This is a genomic window from Micromonospora pisi, from assembly GCF_003633685.1.
Taxonomy (GTDB): Bacteria; Actinomycetota; Actinomycetes; order Mycobacteriales; family Micromonosporaceae; genus Micromonospora_G; species Micromonospora_G pisi.
In genome coordinates this window covers 1,863,225-1,882,936 of the sequence record NZ_RBKT01000001.1, presented here as the reverse complement: position 1 = coordinate 1,882,936, position 19,712 = coordinate 1,863,225, and the positions used below count along the sequence as shown (strand labels likewise).

Here is a 19,712-nt window from a genome sequence, read left to right as displayed (position 1 = left end):
CTGCCGGGTATGGCCCGGGCCTACCTGCTCCTTAGCGAGCCGTGCTGACGCTGACAAGCGTGACGGCACGGCTGCCCCTCCTGCGCGAGGGGCTTTTTTGTGCCCGAAAAAAGCATGTCCCTGGAGTACGAAACGCCCCCGCGGAGATGCGCGGAACGGGCCTTGAGACGCACGACGGTGAGCGCGGCGAGGAGACGACATGACCGAGACAGTCGAGCCGGCGGCGGACACTCCGCCCTATCGATACACCGCCGGGCTGGCGGGTGAGATCGAGCAGCGCTGGCAGGACCGTTGGGAGAAGTGGGGCACGTTCCACGCGCCGAACCCGGTCGGACCGCTCGCCGACCCGGACCACCCCCGGGCCGGGGCGGAGAAGCTGTACGTGCTGGACATGTTCCCGTACCCGTCCGGCGCCGGGCTGCACGTCGGGCACCCGCTGGGCTACATCGGCACCGACTCGTACGCCCGCTACCAGCGGATGGCCGGCCGCAACGTGCTGCACGCGATGGGCTTCGACGCGTTCGGGCTGCCGGCCGAGCAGTACGCGGTGCAGACCGGCACCCACCCCCGGACCACCACCGAGGCGAACATCGAGCGGTACAAGGCACAGCTGCGGCGGCTGGGCATGGGGCACGACGACCGGCGTTCGGTCGCCACCATCGACACCGACTTCTACCGCTGGACCCAGTGGATCTTCCTGCAGATCTTCAACTCCTGGTACGACCCGGCGGCGCGCAAGGCGAGGCCGATCGGTGAGCTGGTCGCCGAGTTCGAGGCCGGCACCCGGCCCACCCCGGACGGCCAGCCCTGGGGCGAGCTGTCCGCCGCGCAGCGGCGCGTGATCGTCGACGACCACCGGCTGGCGTACGTCTCCGAGGCGCCGGTCAACTGGTGCCCGGGGCTGGGCACCGTGCTGGCGAACGAGGAGGTCACCGCCGACGGCCGCTCCGACCGGGGCAACTTCCCGGTGTTCAAGCGGAACCTGAAGCAGTGGAAGATGCGGATCACCGCGTACGGCGACCGGCTGCTGGAGGACCTGGACCGGCTGGACTGGCCGGAGCCGATCAAGCTGATGCAGCGCAACTGGATCGGGCGTTCGGTCGGCGCGCACGTCGACTTCCCGGTCGCCGCGCCGGTCGAGACCGGGGCGGAGGTCGCGCCGATCCGGGTCTTCACCACCCGCCCGGACACCATCTTCGGCGCCACCTACGTGGTGCTGGCGCCCGAGCACGAACTGGTCGACCTGCTGGTCCTGGCGGTCTGGCCGGAGGGGACCCGGGACGCCTGGACCGGCGGGCACGCCAGCCCGCGCATCGCGGTCCAGGAGTACCGCAAGGCCGCCGCCGCCAAGACCGACGTGGAGCGGCAGGCCGACGCCAAGGAGAAGACCGGTGTCTTCGTCGGCGCGTACGCCACCAACCCGGTCACCGGTGCGCCGATCCCGATCTTCATCGCGGACTACGTGCTGGCCGGTTACGGCACCGGGGCGATCATGGCGGTGCCCGGTCAGGACGAGCGGGACTGGGCCTTCGCCGAGGTCTTCGACCTGCCGATCCTGCGTACCGTGCAGCCCTCGGCCGGCTTCGACGGCAAGGCGTACACCGGGGACGGCCCGGCGATCAACAGCAGCGCGCCGGAGCGCGGCCTGAACCTGGACGGCCTGGGCGTCACCGAGGCCAAGGCGGCGATCATCGCGTGGCTGGAGGCCAACGGGTACGGCCAGGGCGCGGTCACCTACCGGCTGCGGGACTGGCTGTTCAGCCGGCAGCGCTACTGGGGCGAGCCGTTCCCGATCGTCTACGACGAGGTCGGCACCCCGATCGCGCTGCCCGAGTCGATGCTGCCGGTCGAACTGCCCGAGGTGGAGGACTTCTCGCCCCGCACCTTCGACCCCGACGACGCCGACTCGAACCCGGAGACCCCGCTGTCACGCAAGGGCGACTGGGTCGAGGTGGAGCTGGACCTGGGTGACGGGCCGAAGCGTTACACCCGCGAGACGAACGTGATGCCGCAGTGGGCCGGCTCCTGCTGGTACGAACTGCGCTACCTGGACCCGACCGACTCGGACCGGTTCGTCGACCCGACCAACGAGCGCTACTGGATGGGCCCCCGCGACACCGGCGACACCGGCGGCACCGACCTGTACGTCGGCGGCGCCGAGCACGCCGTGCTGCACCTGCTGTACGCCCGGTTCTGGCACAAGGTCCTGTACGACCTGGGGCACGTCTCCTCGGTCGAGCCGTTCCGCAAGCTGTTCAACCAGGGCATGATCCAGGCGTACGCGTACACCGACGAGCGGGAACGCTACGTCGAGGCGGCCGAGGTGGCCGAGCGCGACGGCGGCTTCTGGCACGGTGACAACCAGGTCCGCCGCGAGTACGGCAAGATGGGCAAGTCGCTGCGGAACGTGGTCACGCCGGACGAGATGTGCGCGGCGTACGGCGCGGACACCTTCCGGGTGTACGAGATGTCGATGGGACCGCTGGAGGTCTCCCGGCCGTGGGAGACCCGGGCGGTGGTCGGGTCGTACCGGTTCCTGCAACGGGTCTGGCGGGCCCTGGTCGACGAGAACACCGGCGCCTCGCGGGTGGTGGAGACACCGGCCGACGAGCCGACCCGGCGGCTGCTGCACAAGACCATCGACGGGGTACGCGCCGACATGGACGCGATCCGGTTCAACACCGCGATCGCCAAGCTGATCGAGCTGACCAACGGGCTGACCCGGCTGGCCGGTACGCCCCGTGAGGTGGCCGAACCACTGGTGCTGATGCTGGCGCCGTTCGCCCCGCACATCGCCGAGGAGCTGTGGCAGCGGCTGGGCCACGACAGCTCGCTGACGTACGCGTCGTTCCCGGTCGCCGACCCGGCGCTGCTGGTGGCCGACACGGTCACGTACCCGGTGCAGATCAACGGCAAGGTCCGGGGACGGGTCGAGGTCGCCGCCGACGCGTCGGAGGAGACCGTACGCGCCGCCGCGCTGGCCGAGATCGCCGACCAACTGGCCGGCAAGGAACCCCGCAAGGTCATTGTGGTTCCCGGTCGGATGGTCAGCGTCGTCGCCTGATCGCCGAGTGGAGAAGTGGCCGTCCCGATCGGGGCGGCCACTTTCCGTTCGGCGCGTTCAGTCCGGTGCGGTGTCGGCCGCGCGCCGACGGTGCGCGCGTTCGGCCCGGCGCCAACGGGCGACCAGTACGGCGGCGGCGACCAGCCCGAAGCTGGCCGGTGCCACCGCCAACCAGTTGAACTCGTCCGGGTCCGCCACCGCGGCGCCGATCGCGGCGTAACCGAAGGCGGACGGTACCGAGGCCAGCACGCTGCCGATCAGAAACGGCACCACCCGTGCGCCGGTCGTCCCGTAGCCGTAGCTGACCAGCCCGAACCCGCCGACCGGCAGTAGCCGGACCGTGATCACCCCGAGCACGCTCTGCCGGCTGAACCAACCGTCGAGCCGGGCCAGTCGGCCGCGTACCCGCTCGGCCACGAAGTCGCGGCCGAGCATCCGCCCGACGGTGAACCCGAGCGCCGCCGCGACCAGCGCGGCGGCCAGGGTGTAGCCGGCGCCGCCGAGTGGGCCGAAGAGCGCCCCCCAGGCCACGGTGATCAGCGTCCGGGGCACCAACGCCACCATCAGCAGCGCGCCGACGAGCACCGCGGCGACCGGCGCTGCCGGGCCGAGCCGGTCGACCAGCCGCGGCGCCGAAGCCAGGTCGGGCTGTACGACCAGCAGCGCCAGGCCGAAGAGGGCCAGGATGAGCAGGAGCGACCCGAACCGCACGACCGACCGCTGCCGGAGCAGCCGACGGAGGTGCGGGACGATCACGACCGTGCGGCGGCGACGCCGGCCACCCGCTCCGCGCGCAGCCGCTCCTGCCAGGTGTCGTCCAGCGGTGGCAGGTTGCTCATCCCGGTCGCCCAGCGCAACAGCAGGTCGGCCAGGGCCGGGTTGCGGGCCAGTGCCGGACCGTGCGAGTAGGTGCCGAGCAGCTTGCCGCGCCAGGCCCCCTCGCTGCTGCCGTCGTTGCCGATGCCGGTGGTGAGCCGGGCCAACGGGGAGACCCCGGGGCCGAGGTGGGTACGGCCACCGTGGTTCTCGAAGCCGCTCAGCGGCGGCAGCCCGAGCCGGGGGTCGATCTCCCCGGCGAGCTCGCCGACGGCCCGCGACGGCCCCCGGTCGGAGTGCAGGTCGAGCAGGTCCAGGCCGGCGCACTTGGCGCCCTTGGCGAAGAACGAGCCGCCGAGCATCTGGTAGCCGGCGCAGACCGCGAAGACCACCGAGCCCTGGGCGACGGCGCGGTGCAGCCCGCCGTCGGCGATCAGGCGCTGGGCGCCGAGCGCCTGCGGCCCGTCCTCGCCGCCGCCGAGCAGGTAGATGTCGGCGACGGCGGGCAGCGGCTGGTCGGAGCGGACCTCGATGGTCTCCACCGGCATGCCGCGCTGCTGGGCCCGACGGGCCAGGATCAGCATGTTGCCCCGGTCGCCGTACGTGGAGAGCAGGTCCGGGTAGATCCAGGCGATCCGCAGGGTGCTCTCCGAGCCGCTCGGCGAGTGCGTGGCGTACCCGCTGGGCTGGTTCACCGGGAAGTACGAGTTAGTTGACACGGTCCAACTCCGCTCGGATGTCCTGGAACGCGGTGTAGTTCGCGATCACCTCGAGCCGCCCCGGCGGCACCGCCGAGACCGCCTCACTGAACGTCTTGACGTGCTGGAACGGCACCTCGTTGACGTCCAGCCGGACCGCCAGGTCGTACGCCCGGTCGCCGGTGATCAGCACCTGCCGGCCGCGCAGCGGCGAGAAGTCCACGTCGAACAGCCACGAGGTGTCCAGACCGTCGGGGTCCCGGGCGTTGATGGAGAGCAGGGTCGGGGCGTGCTCCGCCATGTCGAACGCCTCCAGCCAACTGGCCGGGTTCTTCGCCAGCAGCAGGCGGATGTTCCGTCCGGCCCGGACCACCTGGGCGTACCGGCCGGCGACCGAGGCGACCCCGCCGAGCCGGGAGACCGCGTCCGCCGGTCGTACGCCGAACTCGGCGGCGACGGCGAGCGCGGTGGCCGCGTTGCCGAGGTTCACCCGTCCCGGTAGCTGGAGCACCACCTTGTGCCAGGCACCCGACGGGTCGAGTACGCCGTCGTCCTCCACCACCCACTGCGGTTGCGGCCGGCGCAGCCAGCAGCCGGTGCACCACCACTGGTCCTGGGCGCGTTCGATCGGTGAGCCGCACTCGGGGCAGACCCAGGAGTCGTCGTGCCAGCGCTGCCCGGCGCTGAACCAGGTCACCACCGGGGTGTTCAGCGTCCCGCTGCGTTTCTCCGGTGGGGTGGCGGCCCAGACCACCATCGGGTCGTCGGCGTTGGCGACCACCCGCAGTTCCGGGTAGCGGACCAGCGCGGACCGCCAGAGCTGGGCCATCATGCTGACCTCCTTGGCCCGGTCGAGCTGGTCCCGGGAGAGGTTGAGCAGGGCGACCACGTGCGGTTCGGTGGCTTCGAGGACCTCGGGCAGGTAGTGCTCGTCGACCTCCAGCACCGCGTACGGGGTGCTGCCCGCCTTGGCCAGGGCCGAGGTGTGGCCGGTGGGCATGTTGGCGCCGAAGGAGTTGGTCGCCACCGTGCCGAGCTTGCCCACGGCGGCGGCACTCAGGCGGGTGGTGGTGGTCTTGCCGTTGGTCCCGGAGATGAGGGCGATGGCTCGGCCGGCGGAGAGGTGTGCCAGCAGGTCAGGGTCGATCTTCAGTCCGATCCAGCCGCCGATCACCGATCCGTCGCCACGGCCAGCGGCCCGCGACAGCGCCGCCGCGGTGCGCGACACGGAGCTGGCCACCTTCGCCCGCAGGGGCATTCTCGCGTCCGTCACGCGAGCGAGGTTACCGGACAGCGGCGGTGTCCAGACCGTCGCACGAGGCGTTCGGTCCCGCAGGGGCCGCCGGCCTGTCCGGTTACGACCCCGGTGACCTGCCCCACTTCCTCCCCGACCATTGCCATCCCTCCACCTTTCTCCCCACTTTCCTCCACCGATGGCCGTCGCGCGGCCGATTGCGGGCGTACCGCTGGGTGCAAACCGGGTCCGATGGGTGTGGGACGGGCGCCCCGTGGGCGTACCAGAGGTTGGTTTTGATCTTTGTCGGAAAGCGGACGCCGGCCCGGCGGCGCACCGCCCTCCACTTCGCACCACCCCCTCTGACGTGCAGTTTTGCGAATGACACCGCCGTGGTTTGCCCGCGTTTCCGGTTGCGGGTGGAGGGAAGTGGAGTAGAGTGGGGCCCAATGGTGGGGCCGGGAGGGCCTGCCGGCCCGGGGGACAGCGGCGCCGCGAACGCCGCTGGAAGGGCGAGGGGGTTGAGCCGTGTTTCTCGGCACACATACCCCGCGCCTGGACGAAAAGGGCCGGCTGATTCTTCCGGCCAAGTTCCGGGACGAACTGGCGGGAGGTGTCGTGATCACGAAGGGGCAGGAGCGCTGCCTGTACGTCTTCCCGACGCCCGAGTTCCAGCGGATCGCGGACCAGTTGCGCGAGCAACCCATGACACACAAGGCGGCACGGGCCTACAGCCGGGTCTTCTTCGCCAGCGCCCACGACGAGGTGCCGGACAAGCAGGGCCGGGTGACCATCCCGGGGCACCTGCGGGAGTACGCCGCACTCGATCGCGAGCTGGTGGTGATCGGGGCAAGTACCCGGGTGGAGATCTGGGACAAGCGGGCCTGGGAGACCTACCTCGCGGAAAGCGAAGACGACTTCGCGGACATCGAGGAGGGGGTGTTGCCAGGCGGTCTGTAGGGCGGGCCAGCACGCTTGACGTACTGCGAGATCTCCAGCCGCTCCTGTTCCTGGCGCCTCTTCCCCGGTGCCAGGGACGCGATCCGCTGACGGGCCTACACCGGGCCGGTCGACGGGCCAGAGCGGATGGGGATCTGGCGGTATGACGAGCGGTTGACAGCATACAGACGTGAACAGACAAGGAAGCCGGTCAGTGGGGGTCGACATGGGGGAGCTGCGCGGTACGCACGTGCCGGTGTTGCTTGAGCGGTGTCTCGAGCTGCTCGCCCCCGCGCTGGACCGGGACCGCCGCACCATCCACGTCGATGCGACGCTCGGCCTCGCCGGCCACGCCGAGGCGGTCCTGGCCGCCCACCCGGAGACGATCCTGATCGGGCTCGACCGCGACACCGAGGCCCTGGCCCACGCCCGGGCCCGGCTGGCCCGGTACGCCGACCGGATCCATCTGGTGCACGCCGTCTACGACGAACTGCCCGACGTGCTCGACCGGCTCGGCTACCCGCACGTCGACAGCCTGCTGTTCGACCTCGGGGTGTCGTCGTTGCAACTCGACGCGCCCGACCGCGGGTTCGCCTACGCCCAGGACGCGCCGCTGGACATGCGGATGGACCAGACCCGTGGGGTGACCGCCGAGGAGATCGTCAACAGCTACTCGCACGGCGAACTCGCCCGGGTGCTCAAGGTGTACGGCGAGGAACGGTTCGCCGGACGGATCGCCTCGGCGATCGTGCGGGAACGGGAACGGTCCCGGATCACCTCGTCGGCCTTCCTCGCCGAGCTGGTCCGCGACTCGATCCCGGCCGCCGCCCGGCGTACCGGCGGGCATCCGGCGAAAAGATCGTTTCAGGCACTGCGGATCGAGGTAAACCGGGAGCTGGCCGCGCTGGAGACGGCGCTGCCGGCCGCGTTGGACGCGCTCGCCGTTGGTGGTCGGCTGGTGGTGCTCTCGTACCACTCGCTGGAGGACCGAATCACCAAGCAGGCGTTCGCCGGCCGGGCCCGCAGCACCGGTCCGGTCGACCTGCCGGTCGAGTTGCCCGGCACCGGTCCGACCTTGCGGTTGCTCAGCCGGGGGGCCGAGTTGCCGAGCGAGGCAGAGGTGGCGGCCAATCCGCGGGCCGCCTCGGTGCGACTGCGGGCAGCGGAACGGGTCGACCCGGAGCGCGCGGGTGGGCCGAAGGCAACCGGGCGGGCCGACCGCGAGCGGCCCCGTCGACGAGTGAAGGCACTGCACATCCCCGGTGCGACCGCGCCGGGTCGGTCCGACGTGGACCGGGAGAAGGGGCCATCGGGGCCAGGGGACGCAGACGGCACGGCTGTAGAGGGGGAGGGATCATGAACGTCAACAAGCGCGACCACCGGGACCAGACCGGCGTGGAGCCGCGCACACCGCGGTCGGGGGGCCGGACCGCGGCGGAGCGGAGCACGACGGAGCGGATCAACCGCGCTCGGACGGCGACTCGCCAGGCACCGGTTTCGGAGGCTCGCGCCCGGGGGGCGCGCGAGTTCTCGGCGCGGAGCAGTTTTCCGATCCAGGGCAGCGCGGCGCTGCGGGCACCGGAGCTTGCCGAGGTCGGCACGCGGGACCGCGCCGCCCGGGAAAGCGCCCGGGCGGCGCATCCGGCCGGCGGTGAGCGGTCGGGGCAGGCGTCTCGGGCCGGCGCCACCGCCCGCGAGGCGCACCCGGCCGGCTCCGGTCGGGTCGACCCGCCTGCGCTGCGGGTCGCTCCGCCGCTGCCGGTGAGCGTGCCGAGGGCGCCCTTCGTCGGGCTGATCCTGGCCATGGTGGTCGGTGGGGTGCTCGGGGTTCTGGTGATCAACACCAAGATCAACGAAAACGCCATCCGGCTGGACAAGCTACAGAAGCAGCAGGCCACGCTCGACCTCCAGCAGCAGGAACTGAAGCGGGAAATCGACGAGGCCCAGGCGCCGGGCAACCTGGTCGCCGAAGCCCGCAAGCTGGGCCTGGTGGACTCCGGTCCGCCGGCGTTCATCCGGCTCCCGGACGGCCGGCTGATCGGCGTACCGAAGCCGGCCGGCGGCCAGCCTTCGATCACCAGTCAGCAGAACGCGGGGGGTTAGCGTGTCGCCACGCTCCGATGAACCGCGCCGGGACGGGTCAGCGTCCCGGCGCGGTGCGTCGGCGGCCGGCCCGGAGCGGGAGACCGGGGCGCGCTCCGCCGGCCGGGACACCGCTGGACGTGGTGCCGCCCGGGACGGCGGGGCCCGCAACGGAACCCGGGGCGCCGCCGACGAGGGCGACGCCGGTCTCGGCGGCATCTCCGGCGCCCGGGCCTACACCCCCCGGGGCCGTACCGTCCGGGACGCCCCGGAACTGCGCCGTACCCCCCGGTCCACCCGCTCCGCGGACCCGTTCCGGCCCGCCCTGCAGGTGCTCGACGGCGGCGGCCGGGGCGGCGCCGCACGCACCCGCCGCGAACCCAGCCCACCCGCCGATACCCGGGGCACCGGCGCCGGCCGCACCGTGCCGCCGCGCACCCCGCGCGCCGCCGACGTCGCCAAGCCGGTCCCCGCACCCCGCCGCCGGCCCAGCGCCGGTGGCACCAACGACGGCCGCGCCAGCGGCGCCGGCCGGGGCCGCGCCGCGCCCGCCCGGCCGCCCCGCAAGCCGCCGCGCCCACCCCGGCTGGCCGACCCCGGCCGTCGGCTGCGCCTGGGCACGCTGCTCGCGCTCGCGCTCTTCGCCACCATCGGCATCCGGCTGATCGTCCTGCAGGTCGTGCAACCCCCCGCATACGCCGACGGAGGGCTGAGCGACCGGTACCGATCGGTGATCCTCTCCGCGCCCCGGGGCGCGATCTACGACCGATCCGGCGCCGTGCTGGCGCACAGCGTCGACGCGCGCTACGTGTACGCCGACCCGAGTGTGGTCACGGACGTGGCCGGCACCGCGAACGTGCTCTCCCCGCTGCTCGGCATCCCCCGTTCCACGCTGGTCGAGAACCTGAACAAGAAGAAGCGGTCGGACGGGAGCGACTCCCAGTTCCAGTACCTCGCCCGAGGGGTCGAGATCTCGACCGCGAAGAAGATCGCGGAGCTGAACCTGGAGGGCATCTTCACCGGCCCGGACGAGCGGCGCGAGGTGCCCGGCGGCGACCTGGCGGCGAACCTGATCGGCTTCATCGGCGACGACATGAGCGGGCTGGAGGGGATCGAGGCCCGCTACAACGACCTGCTGCACGGGGTCGACGGCGAGCGGGTCTTCGAGGCCGGTCACGGCGACCTGGGCACCGCCATCCCGGGCGGCTACGACAAGGTCACGCCGGCCAAGCCGGGCAGTTCGCTGTCGCTGACCATCGACCGGGACCTGCAGTTCGAGTGCCAACGGATCCTCAGCGCGGCGGCCAAGGGCAACAAGGCGAGCGTCGCCGCCGCCGTGGTGCTCGACGTCCGTACCGGCCAGGTGCTGGCCCAGGCGAGCCATCCGACGTACAGCGCCGCCGACTGGAAGGGCACCCTGCCGACCGACCGCGAGGACGCGGCGACCAGCTTCGTGGTCGACCCGGGCTCGGTGCACAAGGCGATCACCTTCGCCGCGGCGCTCGAGGAGAAGGTGGTCAAGCCGGGGGACACGATCACCGTCGACCCGGTGCAGTGGATCGGTGGCCAGAGGTTCAGCGACACCCACTACGCCCCGCCGGGCACCAAGATGAGCCTGCCCGGCATCCTGGCCTACTCCTCCAACATCGGCACCATCCGGATCGGGGAGAAGCTGGGGCCGCAGAAGCTCTACGAGTACCAGCGCAAGTTCGGGCTCGGCGAGGCGACCGGCGAGGGGGTGCCGGGCGAGGCGACCGGCCGGGTGCTGCCACCGGACCAGTGGAGCGCGTCGTCGCCCGGCTCCATCCCGATCGGGCACAGCGTCGACGCGACACCGCTGCAGATGGCCGCCGCGTACGCCGCGATCGCGAACAACGGCACCTGGGTCCAGCCACAGCTGATCAAGGAGACGATCGCGCCGGACGGCACCCGTACGCCGACCAAGGCGCCGCAGACCCGGCAGGTGATCAGCCCGGAGACGGCGGCGGTGCTCCGGGGGATGCTGGAGGCCCCGGTGACCGTGCCGGACGGCACCGGGACCAAGGCCCAGATCCCCGGTTACCGGGTCGCCGGCAAGACCGGCACCGGCAAGCGGATCGTCGACGGCAAGTACGCCCCCGGCGAGGTCGCCTCGTTCATCGGCATGGCCCCGGCCGAGGACCCGAAGTACGTCATCGCGGTCTTCGCGTACACGCCGGGCGGTGGTGGCGGTGACATCTCCGCCCCCGCTTTCAAGAAGATGATGGAGTTCACCCTGACCCATTACCGGGTGCCTCAAACGGGGACCAAACCGCCGAAGTTTGTTGTCTATCCCCGCTGAGCGGCCAATACGGGACATCATCGGTGGGTGCGGGCAAACCACCGGGGCGGCTGTGCGGTGCCGGTCCCTCGACCCGGTAGGGTCTGACGCCGTGCCCGGCAATCCACGTCCACGCACGGTGAATCCGATCCGGCTCCGCGAACTCGCCGACCGGCTCGGGATCCAACCGCCCGACGACACCGCCCTGGTGGTGACCGGAGTGACCCACGCCAGTGGCGAGGTGCAGCCCGGTGACCTCTACGCGGCGCTGCCCGGAGCGCGCCGCCACGGCGCCGAGTTCATCCCGTCGGTCGCCGCCGCCGGTGCGGTGGCGGTCCTGACCGACCCGGCCGGGGCGCAGGCGGCGGCCGAGGCGGGCCTTCCCGCGCTGGTCGTACCCGACCCGAGGGCTGTGCTCGGCACGATCGCCGCCGCGGTCTACGGAGAACCCACCGCCGGGCTGATCATGATCGGCATCACCGGTACGGCGGGCAAGACCTCCACGGCGTACCTGGTCGAGTCGGGGCTGCGCGCCGCCGGGCAGGTGACCGGCCTGATCGGCACGGTGGAGACCCGGCTCGGCGACCTGAGCCTGGACAGCGTACGGACCACCCCCGAGGCCACCGACCTGCACGCCATGCTCGCCGCGGCGCGGGAGCGGGGGGTGACCTCGGTGGTGATGGAGGTGTCGAGCCACGCGCTCACCCTGGGCCGGGTCGGCGGGGTGCGGTTCAGCGCCGGTGGCTACACCAACTTCGGTCAGGACCACCTGGACTTCCACGCCGACGCGGACGAGTACTTCGCGGCCAAGGCGCAGCTCTTCGACGGCCGCTGCGACGTCGAGGTGCTCAACCTCGACGACCCCGCGCTGGGCCCGTTGTTCAAGCCGGACACGGTGAGCTACTCGGCCGCCGGCAACCCGGACGCCACCTGGTGGGCCACCGGGATCAGCGGTTCCGGTTACGCCCAGCGGTTCACCGCGCACGGCCCGGACGGGCTGACGCTGGATGCCACTGTGGCGCTGCCGGGCCGGCACAACGTCGCGAACGCGCTGCTCGCGATCGCCCTGCTGGTCGCCGCCGGGGTCGACCCGGTGACCGCGGTGGCCGGGGTGGGCGCCTGTGCGGGCGTACCGGGCCGGCTGGAGCGGGTCGAGGCCCCGGGACCGGTACGCGGCGTCGTCGACTACGCGCACAAACCAGACGCGGTGGTGGCCGTACTCGCCGCACTGCGCGAGCTGACCGTGGGAGGTGGCCGGGTGATCTGCCTGATCGGCGCCGGTGGTGATCGGGACCGGCAGAAACGGCCGGTGATGGGGGCCGCCGCCGCGCGCGGCGCCGACCTGGTGATCGTCACCGACGACAACCCGCGGACCGAGGACCCGGCCGCGATCCGGGCGGAGGTGGTCGAGGGCGCGGTCACCGTGACCGACGGCGCCGAGGTCGTCGAACTGGCCGGCCGGCGCGCCGCCATCGACGAGGCCGTCCGGCTGGCCGAGCCCGGTGACGTGATCGCCCTGCTCGGCAAGGGACACGAGCGGGGGCAGGAGGTCGATGGCCAGGTGTTCCCCTTTGACGACAACGTCGAACTGGCCGCCGCGCTCACCGCCCGCTTCGGGCACCTGGTGGGTCAGTCATGATCGCCCTCACCCTGGCCGAGGTGGCCGAGGCCGTCGGGGGGCGGCTGGTGGCCGCCGACCCGACCGTACGGGTCACCGGACCGGTCGAGTTCGACTCGCGCAAGGTCCAGCCCGGCTCGCTCTTCGTCGCCTTTCCCGGCGAGCGGGTCGACGGGCACGACTACGCCGCCACCGCGGTCGAGGCCGGCGCGGTCGTGGTGCTCGGCACCCGGCAGATCGACGGCGTGCCGATGGTGCTGGTCGACGACGCGCTGGCGGCGATGGGGCCGTTGGCCCGGGCGGTGGTGGACCGGTTGCCGGAGCTGACCGTGATCGGCTTGACCGGCTCCTCCGGCAAGACCGGCACCAAGGACCTGACCGCGCAGCTGGTGGCCCGGCTCGGCCCGACCGTGGCCCCGCCCGGTTCCTTCAACAACGAGCTGGGGCACCCGTACACGGTGCTGAAGGCCGACGAGCAGACCCGGTTCCTGGTGCTGGAGAAGAGCGCCCGGGGGATCGGACACATCCGTTACCTGACCGGCGTGGCACCGCCCCGGATCGCGGTGGTGCTCAACGTCGGGGTGGCCCATCTCGGTGAGTTCGGCTCGGTCGAGGGGATCGCCACCGCAAAGGGTGAACTGGTCGAGGCGTTGCCGGCCGCGGTCGACGGCGGGGTGGCGGTGCTGAATGCCGACGACCCCCGGGTACGCGCGATGGCGTCCCGGACCAGCGCGCGGGTGGTGCTGGTCGGCGAGGCCGCCGATGCCGAACTGCGGGCGACCGAGGTGACCATGGACGAGCGGGGTCGGCCCGCGTTCATGCTGGTCACGCCGGAGGGCAGCGCACCGGTGCGGCTCGGGTTGACCGGCCGGCACCAGGTCGGCAACTCGCTCGCGGCGGCGGCCGTGGCCCGTGAACTCGGGATGCCGCTGGCCGACCTGGCGGCGGCGCTGGGCGAACTCCGCCTGGTGTCGACCCGCCGGATGGACGTCTTCGACCGCACCGACGGGGTGACGGTCATCGACGACTCGTACAACGCGAACCCCGCCTCGATGTCGGCCGCGCTGCGCGCGCTGGCCGAGTTCGGGCGGGGCCGCCGGACCGTCGCGGTCCTCGGCTACATGGCCGAACTCGGCGAGTTCGAGCAGCAGGGACATGAGGAGGTCGGCCGGCTGGCGGCCGACCTGGGCGTCGACCGGCTCTTCGTGGTTGGTGAGTCGGCGGCGCCGATCCACCACGGGGCGTCGGCGGTCAGGACTTGGGGAGGAGTGTCGGTGCTGGTGACCGATCAGGCGGAGGCGGTGGCCGCGGTAGGGGCCGAGCTGCGCCCGGGCGACGTGGTCCTGGTGAAGGGCTCGCGCTACCGCACCTGGGAGGTGGTTGACGCGTTACGCGCCGACGCCGTGACGGAGACCGGGAACGGAACCGAAGGGGTTCGCGCGTGAGGGCGGTCATCGTCGCCATCGGCGTGGCCTTCCTGGTGTCGCTCTTCAGCACGCCGCTGGCGATCAAGTTGTTCACCCGGCTCAAGGCGGGGCAGCCGATCCGGGCCGAGGGTCCGGTGATGCACCAGGGCAAGAAGGGCACCCCGACGATGGGCGGGGTGGTGTTCATCATCGCCACCGTGATCGCGTACGTCGCCGGTCACCTGGCCCTGACCACACTGCCGAGCCAGCAGATCGCCCAGGTGCAGCCGACCATCACCGCGCTGGTCCTGCTGGGGCTGATGGTCTTCGCCGGTGCGGTCGGGTTCATCGACGACTTCCTGAAGGTGCGCAAGCGCAACAGCGCCGGGCTGAACAAGCGCGGCAAGCTGCTGGGTCAGATCCTGGTCGGCGCGGTGTTCGGGGTGATCGCCCTCTACTTCCCGAGCACCAACGGGCAGACGGTCGGTGCGACCACGCTCTCGTTCATCCGGGACATCGACGCGCTGGAGATCGGGAAGATCGCCTCGGTGGTCATCTTCATCTTCGTCGTGATGGCCTCGACCAACGGGGTGAACCTGACCGACGGGCTGGACGGGCTGGCGACCGGCGCCTCGGTGATGGTGCTGGCCGCGTACGCGTTGATCGCGTTCTGGCAGTACCGACACTGGTGCGCCGACCCGGACTACAACATCAGGCCCTCGATCTACTGCTACGAGGTACGTGACCCGCTGGAGATCGCGCTGATCGCCGGTGCGGCGGCCGGTGCCTGTGTCGGGTTCCTCTGGTGGAACACCTCACCCGCGCGGATCTTCATGGGGGACACCGGCGCGCTCGGGCTCGGCGGGCTGATCGCCGGTATGGCGATGTCCACCCGGACGGTCCTGCTGCTGCCGATCATCGGTGGCCTCTTCGTCATCATCACGATGTCGGTGGTGATCCAGATCATCTCGTTCCGTACCACGGGCAAACGGGTGTTCCGGATGTCTCCACTGCAACACCACTTCGAGTTGGCGGGGTGGAGCGAAGTCAATATCGTGGTCCGATTCTGGATCATCGCCGGGATCGGGGTGGCGATCGCCCTGGGCCTGTTCTACAGCGACTTCCTCGCCGCCGTCAGCTGAGCCGGGCGGTTACCGGCCCACCCGGTGGAGCCGTCGCGTCGACCCGGGTCAACCGGCGACGCGGCGGTCACCCCGGGCGGGCGGTACGGCCGACGTACCACCGGATCCGACACGCCGACCGTGCGCCTGCGGTGAGCGCGTGCGGTGAACGTCGATGATGGGCCGATGACTGCGCTGGGGAGGCCAAAGGGGCGGGCGAGATGACGGGTGAGCAGCCAAGGCCCTCGCCCGGCGCCGGACGTACGCCGGGAACGGCCCCCGCGGCCCGACCCGGCCCGGTCGGCGCGGCCCGCGCGGAGCTGGACCTGGCCGGCGGCCTGGCCGCCCTCCGTGGCCTGCTCGACCGGCCACTGGCCTCCTACTACGTGCTCCTGTCCAGCGCCGGTCTGCTGCTGGTGATCGGGCTGACCATGGTCTTCTCGGCGACCAGCGTCACCGAGTACGCCAACGGCGGCAACGCCTTCGGCGCACTCACCAAGCAGGCGCTCTTCGCGGTGATCGGACTGGTCGCGTTCTGGGCCTGCCAGCGGCTGCCGGCCCGCACCTTCCGCGCCCTGGGGCGACCCGTGCTCGGCCTGGCCGTGGTCCTGCTGCTGGTGCTCAACGGGCTGCTGGTGCTGTTTCCCGTCGGGGACCCCGACCTCAAGATGGGCGAGCTCGGCCCGCTGATGGCCAGCCTGAACTGGCTGCACCTGGGACCGGTCCAGGTCCAGCCCTCCGAACTGGCGAAGTTCGGTCTGGTGCTCTGGGGAGCCGACCTGGTGGTACGCAAGGGCGCCGAACTCGGTTACTGGCGGGAACTGGCGCTGCCGCTCTTCCCGGTCGTCGGACTCCTCTTCGTACTGGTCGGCTTCAACGACCTCGGCACCATGCTCTGCCTGCTCGCCCTGCTGGTCGGCCTGCTCTGGGCGGCCGGCGTACGGATGCGTGTCTTCGCCACCCTCTCCCTGCTCGGACTCGCCGGGATCGGGCTGCTCGTCGCCGCCGCCTCCTCCGGTGGCGGCTCCGGCTCCTCGAACCAACCGAACTACCGTCTGCTGCGGCTCACCACGTTCCTCAACCCGCCCCCCGACTGCGCCGAGAACGCCTGCTACCAGCTGCGCGAGGCCCGGCTCGCGATCGACCACGGCGGCTGGTTCGGGGTGGGGCTCGGCCGGGGGATCGCCAAGTGGGACTGGCTGCCGCAGGCGCACAACGACTTCATCTTCGCGGTCATCGCCGAGGAACTGGGCGTGGTCGGCTGCGCCGTGGTGCTCGCCCTCTTCGCCGTGCTGACCTACAGCGGGCTGCGGATCGCCCGCCGGGTGGACGACCCGTTCCGGCGGCTCGCCGCCGCCGCGGCGACCACCTGGCTGGTCGGTCAGGCGATCATCAACGTCGGCGGGGTGACCGGCCTGCTGCCGATCACCGGTCTGCCGCTGCCGTTCATTTCCGACGGCGGCAGCGCCCTGGTCGTCACCCTCGCCGCGATCGGCATGCTCGCCTCCTTCGCCCGCGCCGAACCGGACGCCGCCCGAGCGTTGAACGCCCGCCCGCCGGCCCGTTGGGTACGACTAGTCTGGGCCCCGTTGCCGCCGCTTCCAACGGGCCGGCGCGGACGGTCGAGTCCCGCCCCGGCCGCCGGTGATGGCCCGTCCCGATCGGGTAAGCGGCGCGACGGGCAGGCCCGGTCGGAAACCGGCCGGGCGGCGGGTAGTCGGGCGGCGCGCGAGCGTGCCGGCCCGGCGAACGAGAGGAGACGCTGATGGGTCCGCTGCGGTCGGTAGTGCTTGCCGGAGGTGGCACCGGGGGGCATATCTACCCGCTGCTGGCCTTCGCGGACTGCTTGCGCCGTCACGACCCCGGTGTCCGGATCACCTGTGTGGGTAGCTTCCGGGGGCTGGAGAACGAACTGATCCCCCCGCACGGGTACGAGCTGCGGCAGATTCCCGCCTACCAGCTTCCCCGGTCGGTCAACGTCAACCTGATGCGTACGCCGGACCGGATGTGGAAGGCCGCGCGCGCCGCCGGCAAGGTGCTCGACGAGGTCATCGCGGACGTGGTCGTCGGTTTCGGTGGGTACGTCTCGGTGCCGGCGTACCTGGCCGCGTGGCGGCGCGAGACGCCGATCGTGATCCACGAGGTGAACGTGCCGCCGGGGGTGGCCAACCGGCTCGGGATGAAGTTCACCAAGCACGTCGCGGTCGGGTTCCCGCACCAGCCGGTCCAGGCCGAGTCGCTGCGCGACGCCCGGGTGGTCGGCGTACCGCTGCGCCGTGGCATCACCGGGCTGAACCGGATGGCCCAGCGCAACGCCGCCCGCGCCCACTTCGGGCTCCGGCCCGACCTGCCGACCCTCTTCGTCTCCGGTGGCTCCGGCGGCGCCCGGTCGATCAACCTCGCGGTCGCCGGGGCGGCCAAGGAGCTGGCCCGCGCCGGGGTGCAGGTGCTGCACGTGATCGGTGCCCGCAACGAACCCGTGTCGATCCCCACCGACCTGCCGGTGCCGTACGTGACCGTGCCCTACCTGTCGCAGATGGAACTCGGCTACGCCGCCGCCGACCTGATGCTCTGCCGGGGCGGCGCGATGACGGTCGCCGAGGTCTCCGCGGTCGGGCTGCCGGCGATCTACGTGCCGTACCCGTACAGCAACCAGGAACAGAAGCGCAACGCGTTGCCGGTGGTCGAGGCCGGTGGCGGCCTGCTCGTCGACGACGCGGAACTGACCCCGGGCTGGGTCGAGCAGAACGTGCTGCCGTTGGCGCGCGACTCGCGCCGGCTGGCCGCGATGAGCAACGCGGTCGGCACCTATGGCCGGCGGGACGGCGACGAGGCGTTGCTGGACTTCGTTTACGAGGCGGTGGGCCGGTGACCCGGCCCGTCGCGAACGGAAGGTTGACCCTATGAACACCGCGCAGTCCACTCCGACCGGTACGGTCGCCGCCGAGGACCTCGGCACCGTACATCTGATCGGAATCGGTGGGGTCGGCATGAGCGGGGTGGCCCGCCTGCTGCTCACCCGGGGCATCCCGGTCTCCGGCAGCGAACTGCGGGAGTGGCCCTCGTTGGCCGGCCTGCGTGCCCTCGGCGGCACCATCCACATGAGCCACGACGTGGCCAACCTCGACGGTGTGGACACCGTGGTCTACTCCACCGCGATCCCGCAGGACCACCTGGAGATGGTCGAGGCGCGTCGGCGTGGGGTGCGGGTGATGCACCGCTCCGAGGCGCTGGCCGCGGCGATGATCGGCCGACGGGCCATCGCGGTCGCCGGCACCCACGGCAAGACCACCACCACCTCGATGCTGACGCTGATCCTGCAGCAGGCCGGCGAGGACCCGTCCTTCGTGATCGGCGGGGAGATCTCCGAGGCCGGCTCGAACGGCCACCACGGCAGCGGCCAGTACTTCGTCGTGGAGGCCGACGAGAGCGACCGCTCGTTCCTGCTCTACCGGCCGTACGTCTCGATCATCACCAACATCGACGAGGACCACCTGAACACGTACGGCGACTACGCGGGGCTGGAGGCCGGCTTCGGCGAGTTCGCCCGGCTGACCGACCCGGACGGTTTCGTGGTCACCTGCGCCGACGACCCGGGCACCCGCCGGTTGGCCGAGGCACTGCGCGCCGAGGGGCGCGACGTCTACACGTACGGGCTGGCCGACGACGCCGACCTGCGGCTGAGCGAGGTGGCCTCGTCGGCCGCCGGAGCCCGTTACCTGGCCACGTTGGACGGCGAGTCGCTGGGCGAGATCCAGCTTCCGGTACCCGGCCGGCACCTGGCCCTGAACAGCGCCGCGGCCGTGTTGACCGCGCTGCGGTTGGGGCTGCCGGCGTCGGCGGCGGTCACCGCGCTCGGCGTGTTCCCCGGCGTACGCCGGCGGTTCGAGCGTAAGGGCGTGGTCGACGGCGTCCTGGTCTACGACGAGTACGCCTACCACCCGACCTCGATGACCGCGTCCCTTCAGACGCTGCGCGAGGTCGCCGGGGAGGGGCGGCTGATCGTGGTCTTCCAGCCTTACCGGGTCTACCGGACGCGGGACCTGCAGGACCAGCTCGCCGCCGCGCTCGGCATCGCCGACGAGGTGGTGATGCTGGAGGTCTTCGGCCCGGGTGAGGTACGCCAGCCGGGGGAGGGGGCGGCGTCGCTGATCGCGGCGGTGCCGTTGCCGGCGGAGCGCAAGATCTTCCTTGAGTCCTGGGCGGACGTGCCGGCTGAGGTGGTCCGGCGGGCCACCCGGGGCGACGTGGTGGTGACCATGGGCGCGCCGCCGATCTCGTTGATGGGCGACGAGTTGCTCGCCGCTCTCGCCGACGCCTCGGATACGGCCGATGCCGGGCGCAGCCCGGTCACCGCGCCCGGTCCGGCCGCCGCCGGCGCGTGACACCGGGTACGCCGCGCGGCCGGGCCTCCGGTTCGGGCGCCGGGTCGACC

The 19,712-nt window shown here is 72.0% G+C and carries 14 protein-coding genes; 11 read left to right on the top strand and 3 right to left on the bottom strand.

The annotated features are described in order from the left end of the window. The first annotated feature begins 199 nt into the window (after positions 1 to 199). On the top strand, positions 200 to 3,064 hold the full coding sequence (gene leuS, locus BDK92_RS07265) for a leucine--tRNA ligase (RefSeq protein WP_121155782.1): 2,865 nt from the start codon (positions 200 to 202) through the stop codon (positions 3,062 to 3,064). A gap of 57 nt (positions 3,065 to 3,121) precedes the next feature. On the opposite strand, the gene BDK92_RS07260 is transcribed toward leuS, so the two are convergent. The 3 genes from BDK92_RS07260 to BDK92_RS07250 are packed head-to-tail and all read right to left on the bottom strand — an operon-like array spanning position 3,122 to position 5,836. Then, entirely contained in the window at positions 3,122 to 3,874 is a 753-nt protein-coding gene (locus BDK92_RS07260) for a TVP38/TMEM64 family protein (RefSeq protein ID WP_425462295.1), read from the bottom strand. Continuing rightward, complete coding sequence (locus BDK92_RS07255) at positions 3,817 to 4,575, bottom strand: type 1 glutamine amidotransferase (protein WP_121155780.1); 759 nt, start codon at positions 4,573 to 4,575, stop codon at positions 3,817 to 3,819. Before BDK92_RS07255 ends, BDK92_RS07260 begins: the two co-directional genes overlap by 58 nt. A 13-nt stretch (positions 4,576 to 4,588) precedes the next feature. After that, positions 4,589 to 5,836, bottom strand: coding sequence for a MurT ligase domain-containing protein (locus BDK92_RS07250; protein ID WP_121155778.1), 1,248 nt, complete (start codon positions 5,834 to 5,836; stop codon positions 4,589 to 4,591). Between the two features lie 504 nt (positions 5,837 to 6,340). Here BDK92_RS07250 and mraZ point away from each other — a divergent pair. The 10 genes from mraZ to murC all read left to right on the top strand — a co-directional run bounded on the left by mraZ (position 6,341) and on the right by murC (position 19,662). Continuing rightward, positions 6,341 to 6,772, top strand: a complete 432-nt coding sequence (gene mraZ, locus BDK92_RS07245) for a division/cell wall cluster transcriptional repressor MraZ (protein WP_121155776.1) — start codon at positions 6,341 to 6,343, stop codon at positions 6,770 to 6,772. A 205-nt stretch (positions 6,773 to 6,977) separates the two neighbouring features. Continuing rightward, positions 6,978 to 8,111 carry a 16S rRNA (cytosine(1402)-N(4))-methyltransferase RsmH gene (gene rsmH, locus BDK92_RS07240; protein ID WP_121155774.1) on the top strand — a complete coding sequence of 378 codons (1,134 nt, stop codon included), beginning with the start codon at positions 6,978 to 6,980 and terminating at the stop codon, positions 8,109 to 8,111. Next, entirely contained in the window at positions 8,108 to 8,854 is a 747-nt protein-coding gene (gene ftsL, locus BDK92_RS07235; protein ID WP_121155772.1) for a cell division protein FtsL, read from the top strand. Before rsmH ends, ftsL begins: the two co-directional genes overlap by 4 nt. A gap of 1 nt (position 8,855) precedes the next feature. Continuing rightward, on the top strand, positions 8,856 to 11,153 hold the full coding sequence (locus tag BDK92_RS07230; RefSeq protein ID WP_121155770.1) for a peptidoglycan D,D-transpeptidase FtsI family protein: 2,298 nt from the start codon (positions 8,856 to 8,858) through the stop codon (positions 11,151 to 11,153). A gap of 91 nt (positions 11,154 to 11,244) precedes the next feature. Beyond that, entirely contained in the window at positions 11,245 to 12,771 is a 1,527-nt protein-coding gene (locus BDK92_RS07225) for a UDP-N-acetylmuramoyl-L-alanyl-D-glutamate--2,6-diaminopimelate ligase (protein WP_121155768.1), read from the top strand. Continuing rightward, complete coding sequence (locus tag BDK92_RS07220; RefSeq protein ID WP_121155766.1) at positions 12,768 to 14,195, top strand: UDP-N-acetylmuramoyl-tripeptide--D-alanyl-D-alanine ligase; 1,428 nt, start codon at positions 12,768 to 12,770, stop codon at positions 14,193 to 14,195. The genes BDK92_RS07225 and BDK92_RS07220 overlap by 4 nt, the downstream gene beginning before the upstream one ends. Continuing rightward, entirely contained in the window at positions 14,192 to 15,298 is a 1,107-nt protein-coding gene (gene mraY, locus BDK92_RS07215; RefSeq protein ID WP_121155764.1) for a phospho-N-acetylmuramoyl-pentapeptide-transferase, read from the top strand. Before BDK92_RS07220 ends, mraY begins: the two co-directional genes overlap by 4 nt. Positions 15,299 to 15,615: 317 nt before the next feature. Then, positions 15,616 to 17,043: an FtsW/RodA/SpoVE family cell cycle protein gene (locus tag BDK92_RS07210; protein WP_246017489.1), complete on the top strand. Its 1,428-nt coding sequence runs from the start codon at positions 15,616 to 15,618 to the stop codon at positions 17,041 to 17,043. Next, positions 17,043 to 18,149 (top strand): undecaprenyldiphospho-muramoylpentapeptide beta-N-acetylglucosaminyltransferase, encoded by a 1,107-nt coding sequence (murG, locus tag BDK92_RS07205; RefSeq protein ID WP_121155760.1) that lies wholly within the window; start codon positions 17,043 to 17,045, stop codon positions 18,147 to 18,149. Before BDK92_RS07210 ends, murG begins: the two co-directional genes overlap by 1 nt. 31 nt (positions 18,150 to 18,180) lie before the next feature. Beyond that, positions 18,181 to 19,662: a UDP-N-acetylmuramate--L-alanine ligase gene (murC, locus tag BDK92_RS07200; RefSeq protein ID WP_121155758.1), complete on the top strand. Its 1,482-nt coding sequence runs from the start codon at positions 18,181 to 18,183 to the stop codon at positions 19,660 to 19,662. Positions 19,663 to 19,712 lie beyond the last annotated feature (50 nt).

Coding starts and splice junctions, on each gene's coding strand:
- leuS (WP_121155782.1), top strand. CDS start 200: ATGACCGAGACAGTCGAGCCGGCGGCGGACACTCCGCCCTATCGATAC.
- BDK92_RS07250 (WP_121155778.1), bottom strand. CDS start 5,836: ATGCCCCTGCGGGCGAAGGTGGCCAGCTCCGTGTCGCGCACCGCGGCG.
- rsmH (WP_121155774.1), top strand. CDS start 6,978: ATGGGGGAGCTGCGCGGTACGCACGTGCCGGTGTTGCTTGAGCGGTGT.
- ftsL (WP_121155772.1), top strand. CDS start 8,108: ATGAACGTCAACAAGCGCGACCACCGGGACCAGACCGGCGTGGAGCCG.
- BDK92_RS07220 (WP_121155766.1), top strand. CDS start 12,768: ATGATCGCCCTCACCCTGGCCGAGGTGGCCGAGGCCGTCGGGGGGCGG.
- murG (WP_121155760.1), top strand. CDS start 17,043: ATGGGTCCGCTGCGGTCGGTAGTGCTTGCCGGAGGTGGCACCGGGGGG.
- murC (WP_121155758.1), top strand. CDS start 18,181: ATGAACACCGCGCAGTCCACTCCGACCGGTACGGTCGCCGCCGAGGAC.